Origin of the sequence: Flavobacterium rhizophilum (genome assembly GCF_046000485.1) — a bacterium.
Taxonomy (GTDB): Bacteria; Bacteroidota; Bacteroidia; order Flavobacteriales; family Flavobacteriaceae; genus Flavobacterium; species Flavobacterium rhizophilum.
This window is the reverse complement of the sequence record NZ_JBELQB010000003.1, coordinates 142,551-168,069: the sequence shown is the minus strand read 5'-3', so window position 1 is coordinate 168,069 and position 25,519 is coordinate 142,551. Positions and strand designations below refer to the sequence as shown.

Annotated in this window: 26 protein-coding genes; 14 read left to right on the top strand and 12 right to left on the bottom strand. The window is 38.5% G+C overall.

What is annotated here, in order from left to right; genetic code table 11:
• Positions 1-3: 3 nt before the first annotated feature.
• The 4 genes from ABS768_RS04805 to ABS768_RS04790 all read left to right on the top strand — a co-directional run bounded on the left by ABS768_RS04805 (position 4) and on the right by ABS768_RS04790 (position 6,383).
• Positions 4-1,554, top strand: coding sequence for a carbohydrate binding domain-containing protein (locus tag ABS768_RS04805; RefSeq protein ID WP_408073841.1), 1,551 nt, complete (start codon positions 4-6; stop codon positions 1,552-1,554).
• Positions 1,555-1,564: 10 nt separating this feature from the next.
• Positions 1,565-3,217, top strand: coding sequence for a family 16 glycosylhydrolase (locus tag ABS768_RS04800; RefSeq protein WP_408073840.1), 1,653 nt, complete (start codon positions 1,565-1,567; stop codon positions 3,215-3,217).
• A gap of 91 nt (positions 3,218-3,308) precedes the next feature.
• Positions 3,309-5,600 (top strand): beta-glucosidase BglX, encoded by a 2,292-nt coding sequence (gene bglX / locus ABS768_RS04795; RefSeq protein WP_408073839.1) that lies wholly within the window; start codon positions 3,309-3,311, stop codon positions 5,598-5,600.
• A gap of 6 nt (positions 5,601-5,606) precedes the next feature.
• On the top strand, positions 5,607-6,383 hold the full coding sequence (locus tag ABS768_RS04790; RefSeq protein WP_408073838.1) for a glycoside hydrolase family 16 protein: 777 nt from the start codon (positions 5,607-5,609) through the stop codon (positions 6,381-6,383).
• Between the two features lie 59 nt (positions 6,384-6,442).
• On the opposite strand, the gene ABS768_RS04785 is transcribed toward ABS768_RS04790, so the two are convergent.
• The 4 genes from ABS768_RS04785 to ABS768_RS04770 all read right to left on the bottom strand — a co-directional run bounded on the left by ABS768_RS04785 (position 6,443) and on the right by ABS768_RS04770 (position 8,474).
• Positions 6,443-6,898: a hypothetical protein gene (locus ABS768_RS04785; protein WP_408073837.1), complete on the bottom strand. Its 456-nt coding sequence runs from the start codon at positions 6,896-6,898 to the stop codon at positions 6,443-6,445.
• A gap of 151 nt (positions 6,899-7,049) precedes the next feature.
• Positions 7,050-7,493 carry a DUF3592 domain-containing protein gene (locus ABS768_RS04780; protein ID WP_408073836.1) on the bottom strand — a complete coding sequence of 148 codons (444 nt, stop codon included), beginning with the start codon at positions 7,491-7,493 and terminating at the stop codon, positions 7,050-7,052.
• Positions 7,493-7,906: a DUF6691 family protein gene (locus ABS768_RS04775; RefSeq protein WP_408073835.1), complete on the bottom strand. Its 414-nt coding sequence runs from the start codon at positions 7,904-7,906 to the stop codon at positions 7,493-7,495. Before ABS768_RS04775 ends, ABS768_RS04780 begins: the two co-directional genes overlap by 1 nt.
• A gap of 7 nt (positions 7,907-7,913) precedes the next feature.
• Positions 7,914-8,474, bottom strand: coding sequence for a YeeE/YedE family protein (locus tag ABS768_RS04770; protein WP_408073834.1), 561 nt, complete (start codon positions 8,472-8,474; stop codon positions 7,914-7,916).
• A gap of 120 nt (positions 8,475-8,594) precedes the next feature.
• Here ABS768_RS04770 and ABS768_RS04765 point away from each other — a divergent pair, with 120 nt between their 5' ends.
• The 10 genes from ABS768_RS04765 (at position 8,595) to creD (ending at position 15,216) form a co-directional block, all read left to right on the top strand.
• The gene (locus tag ABS768_RS04765) at positions 8,595-9,050 is read left to right on the top strand and encodes a 2-dehydro-3-deoxyphosphooctonate aldolase (protein ID WP_408073833.1); all 456 of its coding nucleotides are present in this window, start codon (positions 8,595-8,597) and stop codon (positions 9,048-9,050) included.
• Positions 9,051-9,117: 67 nt separating this feature from the next.
• On the top strand, positions 9,118-9,936 hold the full coding sequence (gene kdsA, locus ABS768_RS04760) for a 3-deoxy-8-phosphooctulonate synthase (protein WP_157481257.1): 819 nt from the start codon (positions 9,118-9,120) through the stop codon (positions 9,934-9,936).
• Positions 9,937-9,962: 26 nt separating this feature from the next.
• Positions 9,963-10,823, top strand: coding sequence for a hypothetical protein (locus ABS768_RS04755; protein WP_408073832.1), 861 nt, complete (start codon positions 9,963-9,965; stop codon positions 10,821-10,823).
• Between the two features lie 136 nt (positions 10,824-10,959).
• Positions 10,960-11,553, top strand: coding sequence for a hypothetical protein (locus ABS768_RS04750; RefSeq protein ID WP_408073831.1), 594 nt, complete (start codon positions 10,960-10,962; stop codon positions 11,551-11,553).
• A gap of 2 nt (positions 11,554-11,555) precedes the next feature.
• Complete coding sequence (locus ABS768_RS04745) at positions 11,556-11,852, top strand: winged helix-turn-helix domain-containing protein (protein ID WP_035132969.1); 297 nt, start codon at positions 11,556-11,558, stop codon at positions 11,850-11,852.
• 56 nt (positions 11,853-11,908) lie between these two features.
• A complete protein-coding gene (locus ABS768_RS04740; protein WP_408073830.1) occupies positions 11,909-12,565 on the top strand; it encodes a DUF1361 domain-containing protein in 657 nt (218 codons plus the stop codon).
• Between the two features lie 47 nt (positions 12,566-12,612).
• The gene (locus tag ABS768_RS04735) at positions 12,613-13,035 is read left to right on the top strand and encodes a hypothetical protein (protein WP_408073829.1); all 423 of its coding nucleotides are present in this window, start codon (positions 12,613-12,615) and stop codon (positions 13,033-13,035) included.
• Between the two features lie 3 nt (positions 13,036-13,038).
• Positions 13,039-13,359, top strand: coding sequence for a hypothetical protein (locus ABS768_RS04730; protein WP_408073828.1), 321 nt, complete (start codon positions 13,039-13,041; stop codon positions 13,357-13,359).
• 3 nt (positions 13,360-13,362) lie between these two features.
• Positions 13,363-13,740 carry a hypothetical protein gene (locus ABS768_RS04725; RefSeq protein WP_408073827.1) on the top strand — a complete coding sequence of 126 codons (378 nt, stop codon included), beginning with the start codon at positions 13,363-13,365 and terminating at the stop codon, positions 13,738-13,740.
• Between the two features lie 72 nt (positions 13,741-13,812).
• Positions 13,813-15,216, top strand: a complete 1,404-nt coding sequence (gene creD, locus ABS768_RS04720; protein WP_408073826.1) for a cell envelope integrity protein CreD — start codon at positions 13,813-13,815, stop codon at positions 15,214-15,216.
• A gap of 36 nt (positions 15,217-15,252) precedes the next feature.
• On the opposite strand, the gene ABS768_RS04715 is transcribed toward creD, so the two are convergent.
• The 8 genes from ABS768_RS04715 to ABS768_RS04680 all read right to left on the bottom strand — a co-directional run bounded on the left by ABS768_RS04715 (position 15,253) and on the right by ABS768_RS04680 (position 25,519).
• Entirely contained in the window at positions 15,253-15,633 is a 381-nt protein-coding gene (locus ABS768_RS04715; RefSeq protein ID WP_408073825.1) for a hypothetical protein, read from the bottom strand.
• A 52-nt stretch (positions 15,634-15,685) separates the two neighbouring features.
• On the bottom strand, positions 15,686-16,507 hold the full coding sequence (locus tag ABS768_RS04710) for a hypothetical protein (RefSeq protein WP_408073824.1): 822 nt from the start codon (positions 16,505-16,507) through the stop codon (positions 15,686-15,688).
• An 11-nt stretch (positions 16,508-16,518) separates the two neighbouring features.
• Entirely contained in the window at positions 16,519-17,037 is a 519-nt protein-coding gene (locus ABS768_RS04705; RefSeq protein ID WP_408073823.1) for a hypothetical protein, read from the bottom strand.
• A gap of 146 nt (positions 17,038-17,183) precedes the next feature.
• Positions 17,184-18,854, bottom strand: a complete 1,671-nt coding sequence (locus ABS768_RS04700; RefSeq protein WP_408073822.1) for an MFS transporter — start codon at positions 18,852-18,854, stop codon at positions 17,184-17,186.
• A gap of 24 nt (positions 18,855-18,878) precedes the next feature.
• Positions 18,879-20,639 (bottom strand): discoidin domain-containing protein, encoded by a 1,761-nt coding sequence (locus tag ABS768_RS04695; RefSeq protein WP_408073821.1) that lies wholly within the window; start codon positions 20,637-20,639, stop codon positions 18,879-18,881.
• A 494-nt stretch (positions 20,640-21,133) separates the two neighbouring features.
• Positions 21,134-23,374, bottom strand: a complete 2,241-nt coding sequence (bglX, locus tag ABS768_RS04690; protein ID WP_408073820.1) for a beta-glucosidase BglX — start codon at positions 23,372-23,374, stop codon at positions 21,134-21,136.
• A 40-nt stretch (positions 23,375-23,414) separates the two neighbouring features.
• Positions 23,415-24,119 carry a carboxylesterase family protein gene (locus tag ABS768_RS04685; protein WP_408073819.1) on the bottom strand — a complete coding sequence of 235 codons (705 nt, stop codon included), beginning with the start codon at positions 24,117-24,119 and terminating at the stop codon, positions 23,415-23,417.
• Positions 24,119-25,519 carry a glucoamylase family protein gene (locus tag ABS768_RS04680; RefSeq protein WP_408073818.1) on the bottom strand — a complete coding sequence of 467 codons (1,401 nt, stop codon included), beginning with the start codon at positions 25,517-25,519 and terminating at the stop codon, positions 24,119-24,121. The genes ABS768_RS04685 and ABS768_RS04680 overlap by 1 nt, the downstream gene beginning before the upstream one ends.

Sequence of the window (25,519 nt, the reverse complement as noted above, 5' to 3'; positions counted from 1 at the left end):
GATATGAAAAGTTTAAAATATATATTTACACTAGTATTTGTTACGGCATTATTTACAGCCTGTAACGACGACGAGTTTGACTCGGGGTTCCTGGACAACGCTCCTGCCCCTGCAAGCCTTTCTGCACTGTTTACCATTTCTCAGGATAATACCGGTTTAGTAACCATCCAACCTAATGGTGAAGGCGTAGGTAACTACAGCATTTATTTTGGAGATGGTACTCCAGATCCTGCAACGGTAATCCCTGGGCAAAAAGCGCAACATAATTATGCCGAAGGTGTTTATGACGTTACCATTGTAGGAAACGGTATTACCGGAAAACAAACAGAAATAACAGAACAGTTAACTGTTACTTTTGTAGCTCCGGAAAATCTTGCCGTGAACATAGCGACTGTAAACGGAGATCCGTTTAGCATTAATGTTAGCGCAACTGCCGATTATGAAACTTTCTATGAAGTTACTTTCGGTGAAGATGAAAACGCTGCTCCGGTTCAGTTTAACGAAGGAGATCAGGTACCATATACTTACTCAGCCATTGGTACTTATGATGTAACAGTAACTGCTTTTAGCGGTGGTGTAGCTACAACAACAGTAACACAACAGGTTACTATCACTAACCCGCTTTTATTACCTATAGAGTTTGAAAACAATACTTTAAATTATGCTTTTGGAGACTTTGGTAACGCTACAACATCTGTAGTGGAAAACCCTGATCCGTCCGGCATCAATATCAGCGCTATGGTAGGTCAGCAGGTTAAAAATGCAGGTGCCGAAGTTTGGGCAGGTACTTCCCTACCGCTTGACGCTCCTATTGATTTCACTTCATTAAACCAAATTAAGGTTAAAGTATGGTCGCCAATTGCGGGTGCTACCGTTAAGTTTAAACTTGAAAACCTTGATAATGCAGATATTAATTATGAGGTAGATCAGGTTACTACAGTTTCTAACGAGTGGGAAGAACTTACTTACGACTTCTCTGAAATAAGCCTTGACAACGAGTACGGGCGCATTGTACTGTTCTTTAACTTTGGTGTTAACGGTGGTGGAGAAACCTACTACTTTGACGATATTAAACAAGCTGCTCCTGAGCAATCAGTATCACTTCCATTAAATTTTGAGTACGATATTGAGTACACATTTAACGGTTTTGGTAATGCTTTTGGTTCTAAAGTAGAAAACCCTGACGCATCGGGTATCAATACAAGTGGTTTTGTGGGACAGGTTGTAAAAAACAACGGTGCCGAAACATGGGCTGGTGTTGCAATACCTCTTGTGGGGCCTATTGACTTCTCTACACAGCAAAAAATAAAAATGAAAGTTTGGTCTCCTCAGGCAGGTATTACAGTATTGCTTAAATTAGAAAATAATGGGGCAACTATTACTACTGAGCTTCCTGCAACTACTACAGTGGCAAATCAATGGGAAGAGCTTGAGTATGACTTTACAGGAATAGATAACTCAGCGAATTTTCAAAACGTAGTACTGTTCTTTGACTTTGATCAGCCGGGTACAGGTGCAACCTACTATTTTGACGATATAGAACTTACAAACTAAAAAAGAGCTTATGAAAACATATATAACTAAAATAGGAATCCTGTTTGCCTTTGTAGCTGTACTATGGGCATGCCAGGACGACGATTCAACCTTTGGAGACATCACTGCTCCTACTAATCTTACGATTAATTATGATATAGTAGGACAGGATGCCGAAAATCCTGACGGAGACGGTAGCGGTTTGGTAAACTTTACTGCCACTGCAGATAATGCTATTAGTTACAAATACTTATTTAGTGATGGTTCTTCTGCTGTTTCGGCATCAGGAGTATATGCAAAACGGTTCACTCAAAACGGCGTTAATACATATACTGTTACAGTACTGGCAAACGGTACAGGTGGTGTAACTACAAGTACAAGCATTGAGGTTACCGTATTCAGTAACTTCTCTGACGACGAAGGTGTACAACTTTTAACAGCAGGCTCTTCTAAAGTATGGTACTGGTATGCAGCAGCTCCCGGTCACCTTGGTGTAGGTCCTAACGACACATCAGAAAACACAGGTGTGCCTAGCTACTATGCAGCAGCTCCGTTTGAAAAAGCAGGAGACCCTGCAAGCAGCTGTTTATATGATAACGTACTTACTTTCTCACTTGATAATGGTATAATTAAGTATACGCTTGATAATGGCGGAAATACTTTCTTTAACTCTTCATTTAATAGTGTGGGTGGTAGTACAGCTACAGATGACCAATGTTTACCTTATGACACATCTGGCGAAAAAGTAGTGAGCTTAGGCCCGTCAAGTTCTCTTGTACCGGACGATCAGAAAAGAGGTACCGTAATGGACTTTAGCGATAACGGATTCATGGGGTACTACATTGGTACTTCTACTTATGAAATCCTTTCTATCACAGAAAATGAAATGCACGTAAGAGCCGTAATGGGTGGAAATGAAGCCCTTGCATGGTATCATATATTCACCACTACTCCTGTAGATGAGCAGGGTAACTCGGGTGGTGAAGAGCCTGACTATGATACACTTGTATGGTCTGACGAATTTGATGTAGACGGTGCTCCAAACCCTGATAACTGGACTATGGAAATAGGTAACGGCGATAGCGGTTGGGGTAACAACGAAGCACAGTACTATCTTGCAGAGAATGCTGTAGTAGAAGATGGTATGCTTAAAATTACTGCTAAAGCAGAAAGCTCAAACGGATTTGATTATACATCGGCAAGAATGAAAACCGAAGGGAATTTTGACTTCACTTATGGTAAAGTAGAAATCAGGGCTAAACTGCCTACAGGTGCAGGTACATGGCCTGCACTATGGATGCTGGGTTCTGACTATGCTACAAACACATGGCCTGGTTGTGGTGAAATAGATATTATGGAGCATGTGGGTAACGATCAAAATACCATTCACGGTACACTGCACTATCCTAACAACTCAGGAGCAAATGGTAATACCGGCTCAACAACTGTTGCAGGTGTGTCAGATGAATTCCATCTTTACAGTGTTATTTGGAGTCCTACAAAAATCAGGTTCTTTGTAGACGATGTAGAGTACCATAGTTATGATAACGTAAGTTCATCGCCATTTAACAGCGACTTCTTCCTTATATTTAATGTTGCCATGGGTGGTAATTTTGGTGGAGAAATAGATCCTGGATTTACCCAGTCGACTATGGAAGTTGATTATGTAAAAGTATATCAGTAGTGTTTTCTCATAAATAATTTACTTCAAAATTAGTAATTACTAAAGGCTGGCCAAGCCGGCCTTTAGGATTACTATTATCCCAAAATTTATAATGAAATTAAATTTACCAAAATATGTTTTGGCAGCCACACTTGTAGCCATAGGTTGCAGTACTGCAAAACAGGATATGGTTTCCGTTCAGGAAAAACAACTTCCCATAGACCGTAAAGTAGACTCTGTGCTTAACCTAATGACACTCGAGGAAAAAATAGGCCAGATGAACCAATACAACGGTTTTTGGAATGTTACCGGCCCTGCCCCAAAAGATGGTGATGCTGCTGTTAAGTATGAGCACATCAAAAAAGGATGGGTAGGTTCTATGCTTAATGTGAGAGGAGTTAAAGATGTAAGAGCATTACAAAAAATTGCTGTAGAAGAAAGCAGACTGGGTATACCGGTGCTTTTTGGCTATGACGTTATCCACGGATATAAAACAATAAGCCCTATACCACTTGCCGAAGCTGCAAGCTGGGATATGGAGGCCATAGAAAACTCTGCTGCTATTGCTGCTGCCGAATCGGCTGCATCCGGTTTAAACTGGACGTTTGCACCAATGGTGGATGTAACACGCGATGCCCGATGGGGACGTGTTATGGAAGGATCGGGCGAAGACACCTATCTGGGCAGTGCTATTGCTGTAGCCAGAGTAAAAGGTTTTCAGGGTGATTTGGGAGAATTTAATGTAGCGGCCTGCGTTAAGCATTTTGCCGGATATGGTTTTGCCGAAGCCGGTAAAGACTATAATACCGTTGACGTAAATAGAAGCACCTTACATAACATAATACTCCCCCCTTTTAAGGCAGCTGCCGACGCCGGGGCGCTAACATTTATGAACTCTTTTAACGATGTAGACGGTATCCCTGCAACAGGAAATACCTATCTGCAAAGAGAGGTTCTCAAAAAAGACTGGAACTTTCAGGGCTTTGTAGTTTCTGACTGGGGTTCGATGGGTGAAATGGTAAACCACGGCTATGCGAAAGACCTGAAACAAGCGGCAGAATTTGCTGCCAATGCAGGGTCTGACATGGATATGGAATCGCATGGTTATGTGATGTATCTGGCTCAACTGGTTAAGGAAGGAAAAGTATCTGAAGACAAGATAAACGATGCGGCTCGCCGCATACTTAGGGTTAAATTTCAGCTTGGACTGTTTGACAACCCTTATAAATATTGTGATGAAGCCCGTGAAAAGGCTACCGTAGGCAAGAAGGAATTCCACGATGGTGTGCTGGATATGGCAAAAAAATCTATCGTGTTGCTTAAAAACGAAAACAACCTGCTTCCGCTAAAGAAACAGGGACAAAAAATAGTGGTTATCGGGGCATTGGCAAACGATAAAACGAGTCCGCTTGGAAGCTGGAGAATTGGTGCAGATGACGGTACAGCAGTATCAGTAATGGAAGGACTTTCACAATATAAAGGCAATGAACTGGTATATGCAAAGGGTGCTGATGTTGCATTGGGCACCCCTGCATTTACCGTAGAAACCAAAATAAACATGACCGACAAAAGTGGTTTTGAGGAAGCGGTAAATGCTGCCAAAAATGCCGATGTAGTGGTTATGGTACTGGGAGAACACGGTTTACAAACAGGTGAAGGCCGTAGCCGCGTGAATTTAGGTTTACCGGGTGTACAGCAGGAACTGCTTGAAACGGTTTACAAAGCCAATCCAAACATTGTTTTGGTATTAACTAACGGAAGGCCTCTTGAAATTGTGTGGGCCGATGGTAACATCCCTGCTATTGTAGAGGCTTGGCACTTAGGTACCGAAAGCGGTAATGCTATTGCACAGGTACTATATGGCGACTATAACCCAAGTGGCAAACTGCCTATGAGTTTCCCAAGAGCTGTAGGGCAAATGCCATTATATTACAACCATAAAAGTACCGGCAGACCTTATTATAATGGTGGAGACAGTGTTTTCTGGTCACATTATACCGATGAAAGTAACGAAGCCCTTTATCCGTTTGGGTATGGGTTAAGCTATTCGTCATTTGAATACAGTAACCTTAAACTTAGTAACAATACCCTTAGTCAAAACGGAAAAATCACTGTTAGTGTTGATGTCAAAAACACGAGCAATGTAAACGGTAAGGAAGTTGTACAGTTGTATTTAAGGGATTTATTCGGGTCGGTTACAAGGCCTGTAAGAGAGCTTAAAGGTTTTGAACTGGTTGCCATCAATGCAGGGCAAACCAAAACAGTAAGCTTTGAGATTGACGAAAAAACAATAGAATTCTATACTGCCAATAACAAGTGGGAAGCCGAACCGGGAGACTTTAAAGTTTTTGTGGGTGGAAATTCAAAAGCATCACTTGAAGCAGGATTCACCTATTCTAAATAAACCAGTATGAAAAAAACAGCTATAGTATTCCTTTTTTCGGCTCTTGCCCTATCGTGTGGTAAAAAAGAGAAAGAGCGCGAACTACTTTGGGAAGAGAATTTTGACGGATCGGAACTTAACGAGTCGGTTTGGAATTTTGAACTTGGTAACGGGTGCCCTAATATTTGCGGATGGGGTAATAACGAGCGCCAGGTGTATACCAAAGATAACCACAAGGTAGAAAACGGTAACTTAATAATTACCGCAAAAAAAATAAACGACTCCACTTATACCTCAACACGCTTAACTACAAAGGGTAACAAAGAGTTTAAGTACGGATATATAGAAGCAAAAGCAAAAATTCCTACCGGACAGGGAATTTGGCCCGCTTTTTGGATGTTAGGTTCTAACATTGATCAGGTAGGCTGGCCTATGGCAGGAGAAATAGATATACTGGAGTATGTGGGTAAAGAACCACATATGGCTTTTACCTCTCTCCACACGCAGGACAGTCATGGTAATACCATAAATACAAAGAAAACTGAGATTAAAAATATAGAAGAGGGTTTTCATACCTATGCTATAAACTGGACAGAAAACTTTATTGAGTTTTTTATAGATGGTAATTCGGTTTACAAGTTTGAACCGAAAGACAAAACAACAGAAGTTTGGCCATACAACCAGCCGTTTTACTTTTTAGTAAATGTAGCGATAGGCGGAAACTTTGGCGGACCCGAAGTGGATGATAGCATATTCCCTCAGGAATTTATAATAGACTATATTAGGGTTTACTCTAATAAATAATTAGTTTATGTTTGAGTTAGTTAGTTAAAGAAAGGGTGCTTATAGCATCCTTTTTTTATTTAGTTTAAGTATTCAAATGTTTTTATATTTTTTAGAAAATCATCATAGTTCTCCTTTTTCACATTGAATAAAATAATATTGACATCAGAATTTGTATATAGCTTAGTTAACCTATTAGAGTTTTTAGATTCCAATTTCTTATCAATATAGTTTTCTGATAGTTCAAAATCGTTCATTATATCATAAAAATCCCTTTTTGAGTCGACATCATCAAAACTCTCAAAGTTCCAAGCTCTTTGTATATCATTATCAATAAAACCTGCCTGAATAACCAGAAACTGATTGTTTTCAAAATTAAACAGATAAGTATTATTACTTACATACCAATCTTTAATATTCTTGGGTAAGTTAATTTTAAACTTTCTTGGGGAATATATTTGTCCATCAGCACTTCCGGGTATTCTGTGTTTTATTTCAAATACATTATAATCTCTGTAATAGTCAAAATTCAACATTTCATTCTTCCCTATAGATTTATATTTTTCATTATCTACGTAGGGTTTACATGATATACAACTGAATATTATTAGAAGAAAAAACGTCTTATACATACAGATTTTTAATTCTAATATAATAAAAAGGGAGCTTATAGCTTCCTTTCTTTATTTATTTCCAATTGTAGTAAACCATGTATGCACCTAACGCACTAAAAAATAGTATTCCTAAATTATAATAGTCAAACTTATTATCAATAACTGATTTATGAGGTTTTTTAGGGTTATAATATACCTTTACTTTTTCTCCTTCAATAAATCTGCCATTAGGCACTATCGATTTTAAGTTGCTTCCAAATATTAGGTTTCGGGTATGGCTGTCATTATTCTGGTAAAATTTATCTCTAACAGAATATTCATAAACAACATAGTTTCTCCAATATCTGTCAGTATCTTTTTTATCCCGTTCTACAGTATTTCTTAATATCATGCCTTCGGTTGTTTTCCATTTTTTTATGGTAACTTCATAAAAATAGAGTATTATCCCTAGTACGAAAAAAGGAAATATAATAAATGCCAATCCGCCATAAAATACCGGTTCCTGTTCAAAAAACATTAATGCGGTAATTTATTCCTTAATAGTCCGTACAGGTAAGTCCCTACTAAAGCACCAAGCAATACTACCCCTATTCCGTAAAAGCCTGCACCTATTAGTATAAATATAGGCCCCGGGCAGGTACCTATAAGTCCCCATCCTAAACCAAACAGTATTCCTCCTGCCATGTAGTTAGTAAACCCTTTATCTTTATTAGGAATTACAATAGGCTGTCCGGTAATGTCTTTTACATTATTGCGTTTAATAAGCTGTATACCTACCACCCCAACCACAACGGCTGTCATTATTATGCCGAACATATGGAACGACTGAAAGTGGAACATCTCGTATATACGGTACCAAGAAACGGCTTCTGATTTGGTAAGAACGATACCAAATACTAATCCAACCAGTAAATATTTTAGGAATTTCATGTTTCTGTTAGTTTAAAATTAATGGTAACAGCAGCCACGACATTATAAGGCCACCAATAAAAAATCCGATTACAGCAATAAACGAAGGTAACTGCAGGTTACTTAACCCCGATATGGCGTGCCCCGATGTGCATCCTCCGGCATAACGGGTACCAAAACCTACCAGTATACCACCAAGAAGCAGTATTAAAAGTACTTTAGGTGACTGTAAGGCTTCAGGGCTAACAAGCGCATCAGGTAAGAGCTTACCGTTTGGCTCATCAATATTCATTTGCCTTAGCTCTACCACCGTTTGTGGGTTAAGATTTACGCCACTGCCATCGCTCAGGTAATGCGTAGCTATAAATCCGCCCAGCATGGCACCAAGTACCACCATAAGATTCCAGCGTTGAGTTTTCCAGTCAAACTTAAAGAAATCGGCTGTTTTGCCTGCTCCCATTGCAGTACACATAGTACGGAGGTTAGACGACATCCCGAAGCTTTTACCAAAATAAATAAGAGCCAGCATTACTGCCCCAATCAAAAAGCCGGAAACATACCACGGCCATGTACCATAAAAACTATACATAATGTGTTTTTTCAAATTTCTACAAAAATAGCAATTTAGACTTTTTAACCCGCATAGAGTGTATAGCTTCTTAAAACATAAAATTTCGCTTACCTTTGATGTGCATTTCAACTACTTTTTATGAAAAAAATATTCCTTACCATAGTATTGGCTGCTTTTGCTGCATCGTGCATAAGTACACGCAATACCATAAAAAATATTGACAACACTGCCAGGATGCCTAACCTCTCTAAGGAGCGCACCTTTATTATTACCGAAACGGCACAAAACAACAAATACGGTTACGATCAGGACTGGCCTGTTAATCTTGGTTTCCTGCCGGTACAAACTGCCGAGATTAACGTAAAGCGTTATTTTGGAGCGCTTAGCGGCCCGCAGGGACAAAAAATAACCTATACAAAACTGGAAGCCTGCTGCCCGTTCCCGTCTGAAAGAAACAGTATGGGTGCAGGGCTGCTTGATGTGTATGAAGTAAGTTGGGACGGACTTGCAACTCCCGTAAAAATATACATTAACCTTTATGAAAAAGGAAAAGTAATGGCCCCTGCCGGATTTGGCATAAGGGAATTAAAATAACCGTAAAAGCCTTAGTGTACTACTAAGGCTTTTATTTTTTATCTTTGCACCACAAATTTCAGTATCTATGAACTTACAGAATATACCTCAGATAAAACATACCGACAGCGGCAACTTTTTTGTACTTGCCGGGCCTTGTGCCATTGAAGGTGAAGATATGGCACTTCGCATTGCCGAAAAACTGGTTGGGATTACCGACAGGCTACAGATTCCTTATGTATTTAAAGGATCGTTCAAAAAAGCTAACCGTTCCCGCATAGACAGCTTTACAGGCATAGGCGATGAAAAAGCCCTTAAAATACTTCAAAAGGTATCGCAAACTTTTGGCGTACCTACCGTTACCGATATTCATGAAAATGAAGATGCGGCAAAAGCTGCCGAGTATGTGGATGTACTGCAAATACCTGCCTTTTTGGTAAGACAAACCGACCTTGTGGTTGCTGCTGCCGAAACCGGTAAAACAGTAAACCTTAAAAAAGGCCAGTTTATGAGTCCGGAAAGCATGAAACATGCCGTACAAAAGGTATTGGATTGTAATAACGAAAATGTAATGGTTACAGACAGGGGAACTATGTTTGGCTATCAGGACATGATTGTTGATTACAGGGGCATTCCTACCATGAAACAGTTTGCCTCTACTGTGCTGGATGTTACTCACTCCCTACAGCAGCCTAACCAGTCTACCGGTGTTACCGGAGGTAGGCCTGACATGATTGAAACCATCGCAAAAGCCGGTATAGCGGTTGGTGTAGATGGAATTTTTATTGAAACTCACTTTGATCCTGCTAATGCAAAAAGTGATGGTGCTAACATGCTGCACCTTGATTACTTTGAAGGTTTAATGGAAAGGCTTGTAGCGATCAGAAAAACGATCAACAACTTTTAATACCTTATTTTTTTAATTATTTTATCGTGAAACAACCATTATTACTGGTTGTACTATCTTTTTGTGTTTTTTCACAGTACACCTTTTCCCAGGAACTAGCAACAGCCCCTGAAAAATACACAGCTCACAACAAAGGAAAGTTTTTTATACTTTGGGGAGGAAACAGAGAATCTTTCTCAAGGTCAGACATTAACTTTTCCGGACCAGGATATAACTTTACCCTACAGGACGTAGAAGCACATGACAAACCTAAAGGATGGCATGTAGACTATGTTAACCCTACTAAAATGACCATACCGCAAACAAACCTGCGCATAGGTTATTTTATTAGCGACCATTACAGTATTTCACTTGGTATAGACCACATGAAGTATGTAATGAGCCAAAACCAGGTAGCCAATATTAACGGTTATGTGGACATGGACGAAAGTCAGCCCGGTGCTGCTTTTAACGGTATATATAACAATGTACCAATTACCCTTACGGAAGATTTCCTTACATTTGAACATACTGACGGACTAAACTACATAAACGTAGAGTTTGCCCGTGTAGACGATGTTTCAAAATATTTAGGAATTACCAATACTGATACATTTCAGGTAAATATTACCGAAGGTTTAGGCGGAGGTTTTTTATACCCTAAAACCAATGCTAAGGTACTTGGTATGGACAGGCACGACGATTTCCATATCTCAGGTTATGGCGTAGCTGCTAAGGCAGGCATTAATCTAACCTTTTTTAAACACTTCTTTATACAGGGAGAATTTAAAAGCGGTTATATAGACATGCATGACATACGTACTACCCATTCTGGTGCCGACAGGGCTTCCCAACATTTTACATTCTTCCAGAGAATAGTAGCTATAGGCGGTATCTTCAGGATATAAAACCTATACCATTTATAATACAGGCGCTCCTTAACAGGGGCGCTTTTTATATCCCCTTACCCAACCTACCGATTTTTGAATATTTTTTTGGAAATTTCAGAAAATTCATTAACTTTGTATTTCAAAGTACTTTACTATGGAAAACTACATAAAGGACATTCAGGATATAAAAAAGATGATGGATAGGTCGTCACAGTTCCTTTCCCTTAGCGGGATATCGGGAATTATGGCAGGCATTTATGCACTGGCAGGGGCTTATTTAGTACACCATGTTGCTGAAGAAAAATATACTCTTGAAAGCCTGACCTTTAAGTACATTCTGTTAATTGCTGCCGCTGTACTAATACTATCTGTTTCAACAGCATTATTACTTACTTTGAAAAAAGCCCGTAAAAGTGGCGACATGATTTGGAGCTCTACGTCAAAGCGACTGTTAGCTAACTTTATGATTCCGCTTTGTACAGGAGGCATTTTTGCACTGTTATTAATTAAGAATCATTATTATGGCCTAATTGCCCCTATAACATTGATTTTTTACGGATTATCGTGTGTGAATGCCAGTAAGTATACTTTAAGGGATGTGCGCTATTTAGGTTTAACAATGATAATTATAGGCTTATTTGCCACGTGGTTTATGGGTTACGGACTTGAATTTTGGGCACTTGGATTTGGAGGATGCCATATTGTGTATGGAACCGTGATGCATTTTAAATATGACCGAAAACAGTAAGTTTGAAGAATATATTACAACATATAAATAAGGCCTTTGACCACAGGATACGTCTCGGCATCATGTCGGTACTTGTGGTAAACGAGTATGCCGATTTTACAACGCTTAAAGAATTACTGGGTGTGACAGACGGTAACCTTGCCAGCCATGCAAAAGCACTGGAAAGTGAAAACTATATAACTATTGAAAAACAGTTTATAGGCAAAAAGCCAAATACCCGCTATATAGCAACTAAAGAAGGCCGTAAAGCCTTTAAAGATCATATTGATGCACTGGAAAAATTAATCCAGAAAAAGTAAACTATATTTTTTTATCTTTTTACTTTGAAAAACAAAGTACTTTTAAAATAATAAAAATGAAAACATTAAAATCTGTAATTAACAATCAGTTCAGGAATAACGCCCTGCTGATAACCATGGCCTGCTTTGCCGTTTGTTTATTGATAACCAGAGTAGCCATTGCACGATCTGAATTTTATTTCTTTTTAGCCTGGAACATCTTTTTAGCTTATGTGCCATTAGGAATAACAGGATACATGATAGACAGGCCACACCTTATAGAGAAGAGACACTATTTTTACCCCCTTTTCTTTGCCTGGCTCATGTTCCTGCCTAATGCGCCTTATATAATTACAGATTTCATCCATCTTAAAAGGGAAACAAGTATACCGGTTTGGTTTGATGTACTGTTACTGATAAGTTTTTCCCTTAGCGGATTACTTTTTGGCATCAAATCAATGAAACAAATGTTTTTAATGCTCGCTGTAAGGTTCAATTATTTTATGACCTGGGGGCTTATGCTCATCATTAGCTTTCTAACCGGCTTTGGCATCTATTTGGGGCGCTTTTTACGCTATAACAGTTGGGATATATTACATAAGCCTTTAGAGTTGGTACAATGCATATTTGTAAGCCTAACGGTTTGTCCGGAATGTAAAACATCATGGGGAATGACATTAGGCTTTGGCGTATTTATGTTTCTGGCTTTTATTATGTATCCTGAACCTGAATAAAAAAATTTATAAATCTACTTTGAAATTCAAAGTAAAAAAAGACACACATGAAAACATTAGCACTAATAACAGGCTTTACAGAAAAGCCGAAACACGATATAACACTGGAAGATTTAATAAGCTACCCTAAAGGCAGTTTAGGTAACACTCTTGGCAGGTTTCTGTTTGATAACAGCAACGAAACCTACCCTATACCTGAGAAACAGGATATACTGAGAGTACTTATCACTAAAGATATAAATAACAGGGAAGAGATAGCTATGCACTACTACCTGATAGGAAACGGAGACATCAGTATTGTTACTGTATTCTCTGCCCTTACGGGTTTATTATTGAATCCGCTGGCACTACCCTATTTCATAAAGAGATATAAAGAGGGCAAACAGGCATTAAGGTTTTACGACCTTAATTATTTCAGGATGCTGCACTTGCCGTTACAAAGGATAAAAGACACATTTTTAATACAGTAATTAATGACAAACACACCTTCAACCAAAACCATAATAATTGTAATACTGCCAATGGTTGTCCTTACCGCAACCCTTAGCATTGGCACTGCCCTACTGTTTTACTCGCTGCACTTGGATAAAGAGAGCTTTAACGAACATTACCGCAGCGGGTTCCTGTGGGGAGTTGCCATGCTAAACACACTGGTTGTATTGTTGCTCCTAATCCTTTCGTCATTTTACAGGCCAACAGTAAACCTGTGGCGAAATGTGTTAACACTGGCAAATGTACCGCCGGCTATTGTTTACCTGCTTTATTTCTCAACAACATTTCCTTATAAACCCTAAGCCGTGGAAACAGTAAACATAAACCAAGAATCAGAAGTGGTAAAATACATCTGTAACATCTGTAAAAAAACAGCAGCAATAACATTTACGATAGCCGTGCCTCTATTTGTAATAAGTGCAATATCAATACATGAGCCAACAATATCATTAATACAAAACAACAAAACATTTTATACCGATGACACATCATTAAGCTTAGTTGTCGTAAGCTTCATATTCATAGCAATTACAACATTAATAAACGGCCTTATTCTTTTTATAGCACTAATAATAGCAATAAGCAGTAAAGGCCACAGTAAAAAGGTATTGCTTGCAATGGCATACATGCTGATAAATATTCCAATTGCAGTGGCATATGAAACATTGATAATAAAATTATAGTAATAACATGCTCGGTATTTAATAACTAGTAAAAAACAACAATTAAAATCAATTAACCCTAATAATTCAATTATGGAACAAAATGTAAATACAACACAAAACAACGAAAAACCTCAGGGCTTTTTCCAGTCTAACACCGCAAAAATAATCATGGTAGGACTACTGGTTTTTATCCTGCTAATTCCCCTTCAGTTTGTAAAGAGCTTAATATTTGAGCGTGCACAACGTCAAAAAGAAGTAATTCAGGAAATTAATGAAAAATGGGGAGGTGATGTGTACTTTTACGGACCTATAATTAAGGTTCCTTATACTGTATATGAGAAAACAAAAATAGTAGACGAGAAGACAAGAAAAGTAACCTATGAAATCACTCCATATACAGAGTACGCTTATTTCTTTCCGGATGAGCTAAAGGCTAATATTGACGTAAACGTTGATGCCGACAGTAAAAAGAGAGGTATATATAAGTCGGCCGTATACACTTCCGACCTGGATTTTAAAGGTAGTTATTGCTTACCCGATTTCTCTACTCAAAAAACTTCAGAAAAAGTTGAGGAAGCTGATATACACTGGGACCAAACACGCCTAACAATAAAAACCACAAATATAAAAGGCATACAGGGCAGTGCAAACATTACCATAGGTGGTAAAAAGCTTTCATTTGAACCTATTGCTCAAACCACAAAAAGGGAGCGCAAATCTGTAATGGAAACCGCTCCTGTAAACATCAAGGAGCTGCTAGCTAACAATAGCGCTCCTTTTTCTTTAAATATAAAATATCAGGGTAGCGAAAGCCTTAGCATTGTCCCAATAGGTAAACAAACCGAAGCTACCATGACCTCAAACTGGCATTCGCCTAGCTTTAAAGGAAATTTTCTCCCTAAAACTACAGGTACTCAGGGACAAAGTTTCCCTGCTCACTGGAGTATCTCTTACCTAAACCGTCCTTTTGCACAACGGTATTTTAATGGATTGCCGGACCTTAGTGACTATACTTTTGAAACAGGCTTTATTACACCTGTAGATGAGTATCAACAGTCTGAAAGAACTGCAAAATACGGTTTCCTTGTAATAGGACTTACCTTCCTGGTTTTCTTCCTTATTCAAACCATTAGTAAAATAAGTATTCATATTTTCCAGTATGGCATGATAGGGCTTGCTCTTATTATGTTCTATACACTCCTAATTTCCATAACAGAACACAGTAGCTTTATGTTGGGATATTTTGTTGCCGGTGCGGCTGTAGTGGTCATGATAGGGTTGTATTCTGTTTCCATATTAAAAGGAATTAAATTCCCGCTGTTTATTGCCATTTCTCTCAGCACACTATATTCTTTTATATATGTAATAATACAACTGGAAGACTATGCATTGCTTGTAGGCAGCATTGGCCTATTTGTAATACTTGGGGCAGTAATGTTTGTCTCAAGGAAAATTGACTGGAACAACAGTTCGTTACCAACTGCAAAAGCCTAACAAAAATAAGCCCCCGCATTTGCGGGGGCTTATTAATTATATCATTAAGGTTACAGCCTTAAAATAATTTTGTCCATCCATTTCCCAAAGCGTACCGCTTACGGTAATAATGTCATCTTTTTTGACTTCCCTGTACATATCAGGTTCTTTAAGGTTTGGTATGCTTATAATGATTGAATACTCCACACCGTCATCATCTACCGCCTTAGCAGTAACACCATCCTTACCGTGCTCTACAGAAAGTACAGTAGCTTTAATGGTTACCTGTTTTTCTTCGGCATTTTCGGGAACTTCAGGCACTACTATCTCTTTAGTTTCTGTCTCCTGATTAGTTGTTTCCTCACCGGATTTCTTATCGTTACAGGCTATTAAATTTATAGCAACCGTTAGGACAGCTATAATTGCAATTCTTTTCATAATGGTTATTTTTTAGTTGACCAAAGATAAATAATTGCTCCTGTAATCCCAATTATTTTCTCTTACTGCCAAATGGTGTACGTTTAACCAGGTATTTAATTGTAGCCTTATAGGAATCTAATGAACTACCAAAAGAGTTTTTGGAGTCACTATATACATTTTTACCCTCATCGTTGTAAATACGCATTTCAATGGTTGTACTGTAATTAACAACTGTAGTAGAATTATTTGTAGTAACTGTTGAACCTTTAGAATTGTTTTTATATTTATCCTTGTCCTTATAAGTAGATACTTCACTACCGTAGGTTTGGCTGCCTTTGTTTACAATATTACCGGTAGAATAAACAACATACTCCACCCCAAGCATTACAGCCAGATCTTTTGGCATTACCGACTGTATGTTGTTTACATCAACATTATTTCTGGCAAGTAAAGCATTGGTCTCCATTGGATCCTGAACTGTTATAAGGGAAGTATCACCTTTAAAATCATCAACACAATCATTTTGCATACGATGACTAAGATCTTCAGACATCAAACCATCATCATTTGTCGTAAAATTAAAAGGCAAGACAGCCAACTTGTTTCTCCTGTCTGCCGGATTAGATAAGGTTTGCTGTTGTGCCGGTTGTTTATTGCTAAACACCTCTTCCCTTCCGCTTGCAAATACAATTTTATTAATTTCTGTCTTCTTAAATTCGTATTCCAGTGTTTCTCCCTTATGAACAAACTTTACGTTATCACTATCTATCGCGGTTACCTTACCCTCTTTACTCTCTCCGTTAAGCATAATAACCCTGTCGGCAACATCCTGCGAATATGCAGTAACCGTAAACATGAGTAATAATGCCATTATTTTTAAAACTGATTTCATACACTCTTATTTTATAAAACTTTAAAGGCGACTCCTGCCCCAAAAGAATTTACAGTTATTTCGTCACTAATACCTCTGTAAAAGGCAAAAACATCAATAACAGAGTTAGTCCAGCCTAAATTAGCCTGATAAATAAATCCTCCGTCTGCATCGTCAAGTCCTACAGCATATCCTAAATTAGCTGTGTAAAATATATTTTGTTTTGTACCAAAAAGCCCTCTTGCTGATGCGGTAATTGGTATGTAAGTAAAATCATCGTATTCAAACTTTATATCTCCTACAGTTTCATCTTTTCCAAAAAAGCGGGTATATCCTGTAGATACTCCTAAACTAACCTGCTCATTTATATCAAAAAAGTATACCGATGCATCAACACCAGCATTAAAGGAAGAAACATCTGAAGCATCACCAGTGGGAAATGCACCATGAGCCCCCACCCTGATATCCTGAGCATTTACTGCAAACGTTAATCCTAAAAATGTAAGAAGTAATAATAACTGTTTTTTGAAATTTGGTTTGTTTGTTTTCATGTTTATTAGGTTTTAGATTAAAGCATAATAACTAATTTATTAAAAAACAAAATGTTAACCGAATACGTTTCACAAATATTTAACATGGTGTAAACAAAAAAGTCCTGCCGAATGGCAGGACTTTTTAAAGACTAAACTTAATATTTTTAATGAGCATCACCCATTTCAACTTCATGGGCTATTCCCTGTTCTTTTAATATCTGCATAACTTTCCAACCAAAGAAAACAAGGTATAAGAAACATAATACAGGGATAAAATAAGAATGGTGAATACCAATAATATCTGCTATTTTACCTTGTAACGGCGGAATAATACCACCACCTAAAATCATCATTACAAGAAAAGCCGAACCCTGAGATGTATACTTACCAATACCTGCAATCGCTAATGCAAATATAGAAGGCCACATAATACTACAGAATAAACCTCCACTCATAAAGGCGTAAATAGCCACATCTCCGGTAGAGAATAATCCGATAAGCATTGCAGTAACACCCAGTAAACTAAATATCATAAGTGTTCTTGCCGGACGATCCTGCCCCATAAAGAAACCTCCTATTTGTACTAATATAATTGCTGCATAGGCATAAAGCGGAGTTATATCATTTCCTGCTATAACATTTGAAGCAAGTACAACACCATAAGCAATATAAGGCACTATTATAAGAAGTATTTTTCTCATACTGTTTGAAGGATTAAATACAGAGATAGCACCTGCCCAACGACCAATCATCATACTACCCCAATACATTGAGATAAACGGAGCAATTGCCGATCCTGTTAATGAACCAAATTCAGGCTCTCCTAGAAGTTCTCCAAGGTTACTTTGTATAGTTACTTCAACACCTACATACATAAAAATAGCAATCATCCCCAATACTAACTGAGGGTAACGCATAGCACCCCAACCCACAGGGTTTTTCTTTGCAGCTGTATTAGCAAACAATAAACCAAATACTACTATTAGTAATGTTGCCACGGTTAAACCTAAGCCTAAGAAATCCTGCTCCCTGTTATCTCCTGTAAACCTTCTGATGAATTCAGGATCCTCATATCTTGAGAAGATATAACCAAAAATAGCTACTAAAAACAGTGTAACTACAATCATGGTATTTAGTGACTTTTTAGCGGGCTCAAAACTTGAATCCATTTTCCCTGACGGAAGTTTTTTAGAGAAAAAGAAAAGCGCAGCAGCTATTAAGAATAATACCCCTACTGCACCATATAAAATTTCCATTTTATCCAGCGGTACAGTTTGTATATATTTTTTAAGCTCAGCGTCATCGGTAATTACAACACCAAACAAAGCTATCGTAACGACAATTGGCCCTATGGTTGTACCGAAAGAGTTTACACCACCAGCTAAGTTAAGCCTGTTTGTAGCGGTATGTTGAGGTCCTAATATCGCTGCAAAAGGTTGTGCCGAAGTTTGCTGTAAAGAGAAACCAAGCGCTACAATAAATAAAGCACCTAAAATAAAATAATAGTTTCCTCCCTGTACCGCCATAACCATTGCTACAGCCCCCACAGTACTTATAAGTAAACCATAAATGATACCTTTTTTAAGTCCCCAGGCATTAAGTATATCTTTTTTAACAGAGCTGTTAAAGATAAATAAAAGCAGGGCTCCTATGTAATAGGCTCCATAAAATGCAAAGTCAATTAACTGACTCTGAAACTGATCTAGTTGAAATCTTTCTTTACAAAAAGGAATGAATACGCCGTTAGACGCACCAAAAAATCCCCAGAAAAAGAACACTGTAATTAGCGTATACAGCGCGGGATAATTGGTGTTTGTTTGTTGTTCTGAACTCATAAATGTACTTATTATTAATAGTTGTTATTCTGATTTTTTGATCTCGGTACGCGGACCGATACCGTTATTATTAAATGCTTCTATTTGAAAATAATATGCGTCTGTCCTGTCAAGGCCCGAGAAATAGTATTCGTTTTTACCGTATACCATTATGGAGCCATACATTTTATCGGGTGATTTACCAAAGTATATCACATAACCGTCGGCATTAGGTTCCTGTTGCCATTTAAACCATACATTCCTTCTCTCTCCTTTTTTTCTTGGTGCCGATCGTAACGGGGCGAAATTTTTAACCTCACCCGGTTTCACTCCCTGCCCTTTACCGAATATTCTTAGCCCGCTAATAGTAAATTTACCCGTTGGCATTTGTATGTTTTCGAGTTTTATGTAACGTGCTGTCGCTGCTTTTTCAAGCTGAATATAATCGTGCGGTACATCTTTAGTATTCTTACTTTTATCTACCAGTACTTTCCACTTCTTACCGTCGTTAGAGCTGTAAATAATGTATTTGTGCCCTGTAGTGGTTTCGGGTTTACCCATAATATCCACATCCTGATCGGCATAATTAATCTGGATGGCGTTGATAGTACTTTTCTCCCCAAGGTCAGTAATGATATATTCTCCCTTATCGGCACTTTTTGCACTCCAGTACGATTTGATATCTTCATCAACAGCATAGTTAGGTTGGAAACCTCCAAGTGTAGACGATACCTGTACAGGCTTGTTGTAGTTAAGTAACATCCATCCGGTGAATGAATTCAATCCGGTATGACCTTTATGTTGTGAAGGCAGGTATGTTGGATAATCACCATAGGCCGTATTAGAATACATAATACCGTCGTTATCAAAACCGGCAGGCCAGATACCTAAACGTCTTTCAAAGTTATTTTTTGTAGAGATTACTATTGTAGAAACATGCCAGTAATCGTTGTTATTGTCCTGATAGGTAGCACCATGCCCCGCTCCTCTTGCAAAACCTCCCGGTTTGTATGAAAACGGGTTGAACGACTGGTATTCAAAAGGCCCAAGTGGTTTGTCGCTCACATATACACCATCGGCATATCCACTAAATTCGGTGCCCGGAGCACCATATTGCAGGTAGTATTTTTCGTTATGCTTGGTCATAAAAGCCCCTTCCATAAACGGCTGCATGAAAGTATTGTCGTTGTATTCGCCAAAACGCTCCCATCCGTGTTCGTCGTCATTAAGGGCTATAAGCGGTATTCTCTCTCCTTCCGGCTGGAATGTTTTTCTGTTAAGCTTTACGCCATATATAGGGTACAGGTTGCTTGAACCATAGTACAGGTATACCTCGTCGGTATCTTCATCCCAAAATATTTGCGGATCCCAGGCACCGGCTTCAAATTTGTGAACCAGTTCTTTCCAGTCATCAGTTTTTGGATTGGTACTCATCCATATAGGGAATTCCTTACCGTGTGTAGAACCAACAACCAAAAGTGTATCGTTTACATAAGATACTGATGGCGCACAAAGCTCATCATACACCTTATGCTCCGGTCTTAAAAATTTACGTGGTATAAATTTCCAGTCTACCATGTTGTCACTATGCCAGTAACCCCATTGGTTAGTAGAGAATAGGTAGTATTCATCCTCAAAAAATGTAATAACGGGATCGGCAGTTGCACGATGCTTGCCCTGTGTTACAAAATTAGGTATAGGGCAATAGCCGTAATCTACATTTATGGGATTACAGTATGTTGTTTGCTGGGCATAGCCCGCAGATATTATTAATAGCGCGATAACTAATGTTACAAATTTCTTCATGTTGATTAATTAACCGGAATTAAATTACGGCTGTACTCTTCTACCCGGTATCGAAGGACAACCGGAGGTACTTAGTTTATAACTAAACGGTAATCGCTTCTGCAGCTAGTGGAACAGCCATACGGCCGGTTAAATTTTCCCGCAGTAAACCCTATGGGATAACGTGAATTTTTGTTCGTTAAAAATTTCATAAATATACATATAACACGTTTCATGACACTAAATGAATATGCTAAAAATTGTGCTAATTTTTGACCAGTATATTAATATTACTTGGCATTACACTGCGTAAATTGCATTTTTAATAAATTCAAAGGTTTTCGAAAGTCGCAAACCTGTACGAATTATCAAAAAGTCATGGTATTAAATATCACTTATTCAATTTTAGCCTTAATCAAGAGAAACCACACTTTACAAAAGCAATAAGAATTTAACTTATAATCAAAAGGCTGCCACACGGACAGCCTCTTGAATAAGCAAAAACAAAGTCTAAATTACCTAACTAACACAAATTTATCTTTGGTTTCTGTAGCAGAGCTTCCGCCAACGAATACTTCAAAATCGCCCGGTTCTGCAACAAAATCCATATCTATATTGTAAAAACGAAGATCGTTTGATGATATCTCAAACTCTACCGTTTTCTTTTCTCCTTTTTTAAGGGCTACTTTCTTAAAGCCTTTAAGCTCTTTTACAGGACGTGTAACCGTACCTACCTTATCTCTAATATAAAGCTGTACAACCTCTTCACCATCATAGTTACCCGTATTAGCAACCTCTACCGATATTTTAAGCGTATCGTTAAAATTGATTTGGTTTGCAGACAGTTTAAGGTTAGAATAATCAAATGTAGTATAGCTTAATCCGTAACCAAACGGGAAAAGCGGACTGTTATCTACATCTGTATATCTTGATTTGTACTTCTGCTCAGGGTCTGTTGGGCCTAAGTAAGGTCTACCTGTATTTTTATGATTGTAGTAAATTGGTACCTGACCTACGTTTCTTGGGAAAGTCATAGGTAGTTTACCGCTTGGGTTATTAATACCATAAAGAGTTTGTGCAATAGCAGCGCCACCTCTTGTACCAGGATACCATGCTTCAAGTATAGCGTCCATGTTTTCGTTTTCCCATTCCAGAGTCAACGGTCTACCGTTTAGTAGCACTAAAACGATAGGTTTGTTTAGTTTTTTAAGCTCTGCCAGAAACTCCTTCTGAATACCAGGCAAGTCAATGCTTGAACGCGATGCAGCCTCACCTGTCATGTTTTCAAACTCGCCCATAACAGCTACAATAACATCGGCATTACGTGCACTTTCAACAGCTTTAGCAATCATGCTTCTGTCATCTTTAAGTATCTCAACACCTTTTTCAAAGCTTACATTTTTCTTGTTTGCTACTTCCATGATACCTTCTTCCACACTTGTAGCATAACCGTAACGGTCGCCCGTTGCAGCCCACGAACCAATAATGTTCCATTCGTCACTTACAAGCGGACCAACAAAAGCCACCTTTTGGTTTTTGTTTAAAGGAAGTACATTGTTCTCGTTTTTAAGCAATACCATTGATTCGTTTGCTACATGTAAAGCAGCATCAAGGTATTCTTTTTTATAGATAGTCTGTTTTTCTCTTTTATCGTCGTTATAACGGTAAGGGTCTTCAAACAAACCTAAATCGTATTTTGCATTAAGTATTCTGCGGCAGGCATCGTTAATCTGAGCTTCAGTAACATTACCTTCCTGTAATGATTTTTTAAGGAATTTCAAGTACACAGCACCTACCATGTCCATATCAACACCTGCTTTTAAAGCAAGCTCTCCGGCATGAATAGAATCTTTAGCTACACCGTGAGGTATAAGTTCGTTGATTGCGGTATAATCGGTCACAACAAAACCGTCAAAGCCCCATTCACCTTTAAGCACATCCCTTAAAAGGAATTTGTTTGCTGTAGCAGGCACACCTGAAATCTCGTTAAACGATGTCATAAATGTAGCTACACCAGCATCTACAGTAGCCTGAAATGGCGGCAGGTAAGTTTCCCTAAGTACACGCTCACTCATATCTACCGTATTGTAATCACGACCAGCCTCGGCAGCACCATAAGCTGCAAAGTGCTTTGTACAGGCTAATATGGTATTCAGGTCGGCAAGGTTTGCTCCCTGAAAGCCTTTTACACGAGCTATAGCAAGCTGTACTCCTAGGTAAGTGTCTTCTCCCGAACCTTCAGATACCCTACCCCATCGTGGGTCACGAGTAATATCTACCATTGGGGCAAATGTCCAGTGTACCCCTGAGGCAGCTGTTTCCTCGGCAGCAACACGTGCAGAAAGTGCAACCGCATCGGTATCCCAGGTAGCGGCTTCCCCTAATGAAATAGGAAATATTGTTTTATAACCGTGGATAACATCGTACCCAAACAGCAACGGAATTTTAAGCCTTGAATTATCAAGATTCATTTTTTGAAGTTCTCTTGTGTACTTAACACCTGTAGCATTAAGTATAGAACCTACATTCCCTTTTTTAATTTCGTCAATATAATTAACACCCGCTTTTGGACCTGTAACAGTACCATCGGCAGTAAACTGAACCAACTGACTTATTTTTTCGTCAATGGTCATTTTACCCATTAGTTCGGCAACAAATTCCTCACGGGTTTGTGTTTTTTTGGCATTTTTCCCCTTTTGCGCAGAGGCAGTAAGTGAAAAAGCTAATAGTAATAGAGCGGTTTTAGTGTATTTCATTTTAAAGTAAAATTGCATGCTTCTTTTTCACGAATGCATTTTATTGTTTTTTCTGCTTTAGCATCCATTCATAAATTTCAGGATTATCATAAACCCTTGTCCAGCTGTCATGATTGGCATCATCAAAAATGGTAAGCTTTATATCTTTACAACAAGGTTTTAGCCTTTTGTAAATGATTTCAGAATAGCTTACATCAACCACATTATCCAACAGTCCGTGAAAGATGCGAATAGGGATGTCTTTCACCTTACAGTTCTCAATCATGGGAACCCTGTCTACAAATCCGGCAATAGGTACAAGTGCAGCAAACATATCAGGATGTGCAAAAGCCAGATTCCAGGCACCCCAGCCTCCCATACTAAGGCCTGTTAGGTAAATACGGCTACTATCTATATCATTAGCCTTTTGTATGCTTTTTATAAGTGAATATAGTGCCTCGCTATCCCAGTATTCCCCTTCAGGACATTGCGGAGCCAATACATAGGTATCCAGTTGATGTGATTGTAAATATTTAAACGGACCATGAACCTTTACTTTTTCAAGGTCATTGCCCCTTTCGCCCGAACCGTGAAGAAAAACAATAAGTGGTTTGGCCTCGTTTGTATCTTCCGGTTTATATAATAGATAATCCAGCTGTTTTTCCTGTTTTATTTTAATTGAAAACGAGCCCTCTTCCGTCTTTTGTGCAAAAGAAGGCACGTTTATAAATAATGCGATCACAGCTGCTTTAAGTAAGCTCTTCATTAAAATCCGTATTTTCCTGAATGAAACCCTAATTTGTTTAACCCCTCCTGAACTTCAGGAGCGTTCATAAACAAATCCCAAAGTAATCCTGTACGGTAGTTTTCTATCATTGCTACCATTGGTCCCTGGTCTATAGCCAGGTATCTTTTTGCTGCCCAGTTATCGTATTCTGCACTGTGTGCGTCATAAAAACCGGCAGGACCCCAAATAGTAGATTTATAGTTTTCATAAAAATTACGCATTGCTGCAATAGACTCTTTAGGTGTATATACTATAGAACTTATTGCTGCAGTAGGAGAAATAACTCCCCTGTCATTACTTGGCATGTGTGCTGTATAGCCTACACTACCATCTTCACTACGGGTATATGAAGCCGTAAGCCCCCAGTAGTTTTCACCATAACCTTTATATCCCTTAGGGTTTTCAACACAGTATAAATAGTCAATTTTTGTTTGGTTGTAATTTACATCCCAGTAATTGGCATATTTATCGGTTAACTTATTAGGATCAAGTCCTACATAAGAATAATGCGCCCAAAATAAAGGTCCGCCAAATTCTTCGGCACCATTGTGTTTTAAAATTAAAGGCAGGTCGTATTTAATATTATCCGATTTTATCCCGCCTCCATTTCTTGCCCAGCACTCATGGTAAACCTCCGGTTTAATAGCATGATTTGGTGATGAGGCGCCTAATACATAAGTAATAAGGCATTCATTGTACCCTTCAAGAGCAAAGTTCATTTCCCAATTATATTCGGGAGACCAGTGCCAAAAAAGTTTATTTTGGTTATTTGTAAACCAGTTCCATTCTACACCTTTCCATAGTTTATCGAATTTTTGAGACAGTTCTTTTTCCTCGTCAGTACCGTCTTTAAAAAACTCTCTAACACAAATAATCCCTTCACATAAAAAAGCGGTTTCCACAAGATCACCACCATTATCTTTTTTCCCGAAAGCCTGTACTTTTCCTGTATTACCGTCCATCCAGTGTGGCCATGCACCATGAAAACGATCGGCTTTATCAAGAAAATCTGCAATACGGGTTAGCCTTTCAACCCCCTGTTCACGGGTAATGTATTCCTGATTGATACCTGAAAGTATTGCCATTAAACCAAAACCTGAACCTCCTGTAGTTACCACATGGGCATCGTTTTGAGGGTAATTGCCATCAGGATGATAACGTTCACGCGCCAATCCCGAATTAGGCTCTGCAAAATCCCAAAAGTATTTAAACGTTTCCTTTTGTACTACATCAACCAATTGCTCATCTGTCAGTTTTTCTGTAGTTGCCTGTTCTGCGGTTTGTTCTTTCTTTTCTTTAGAACCTTCCCCACAGGCTACAAACAACAATGCCGGTATGGCTATTACTAAACTTTTAAGACTTGTATTTTTTATTTTCAT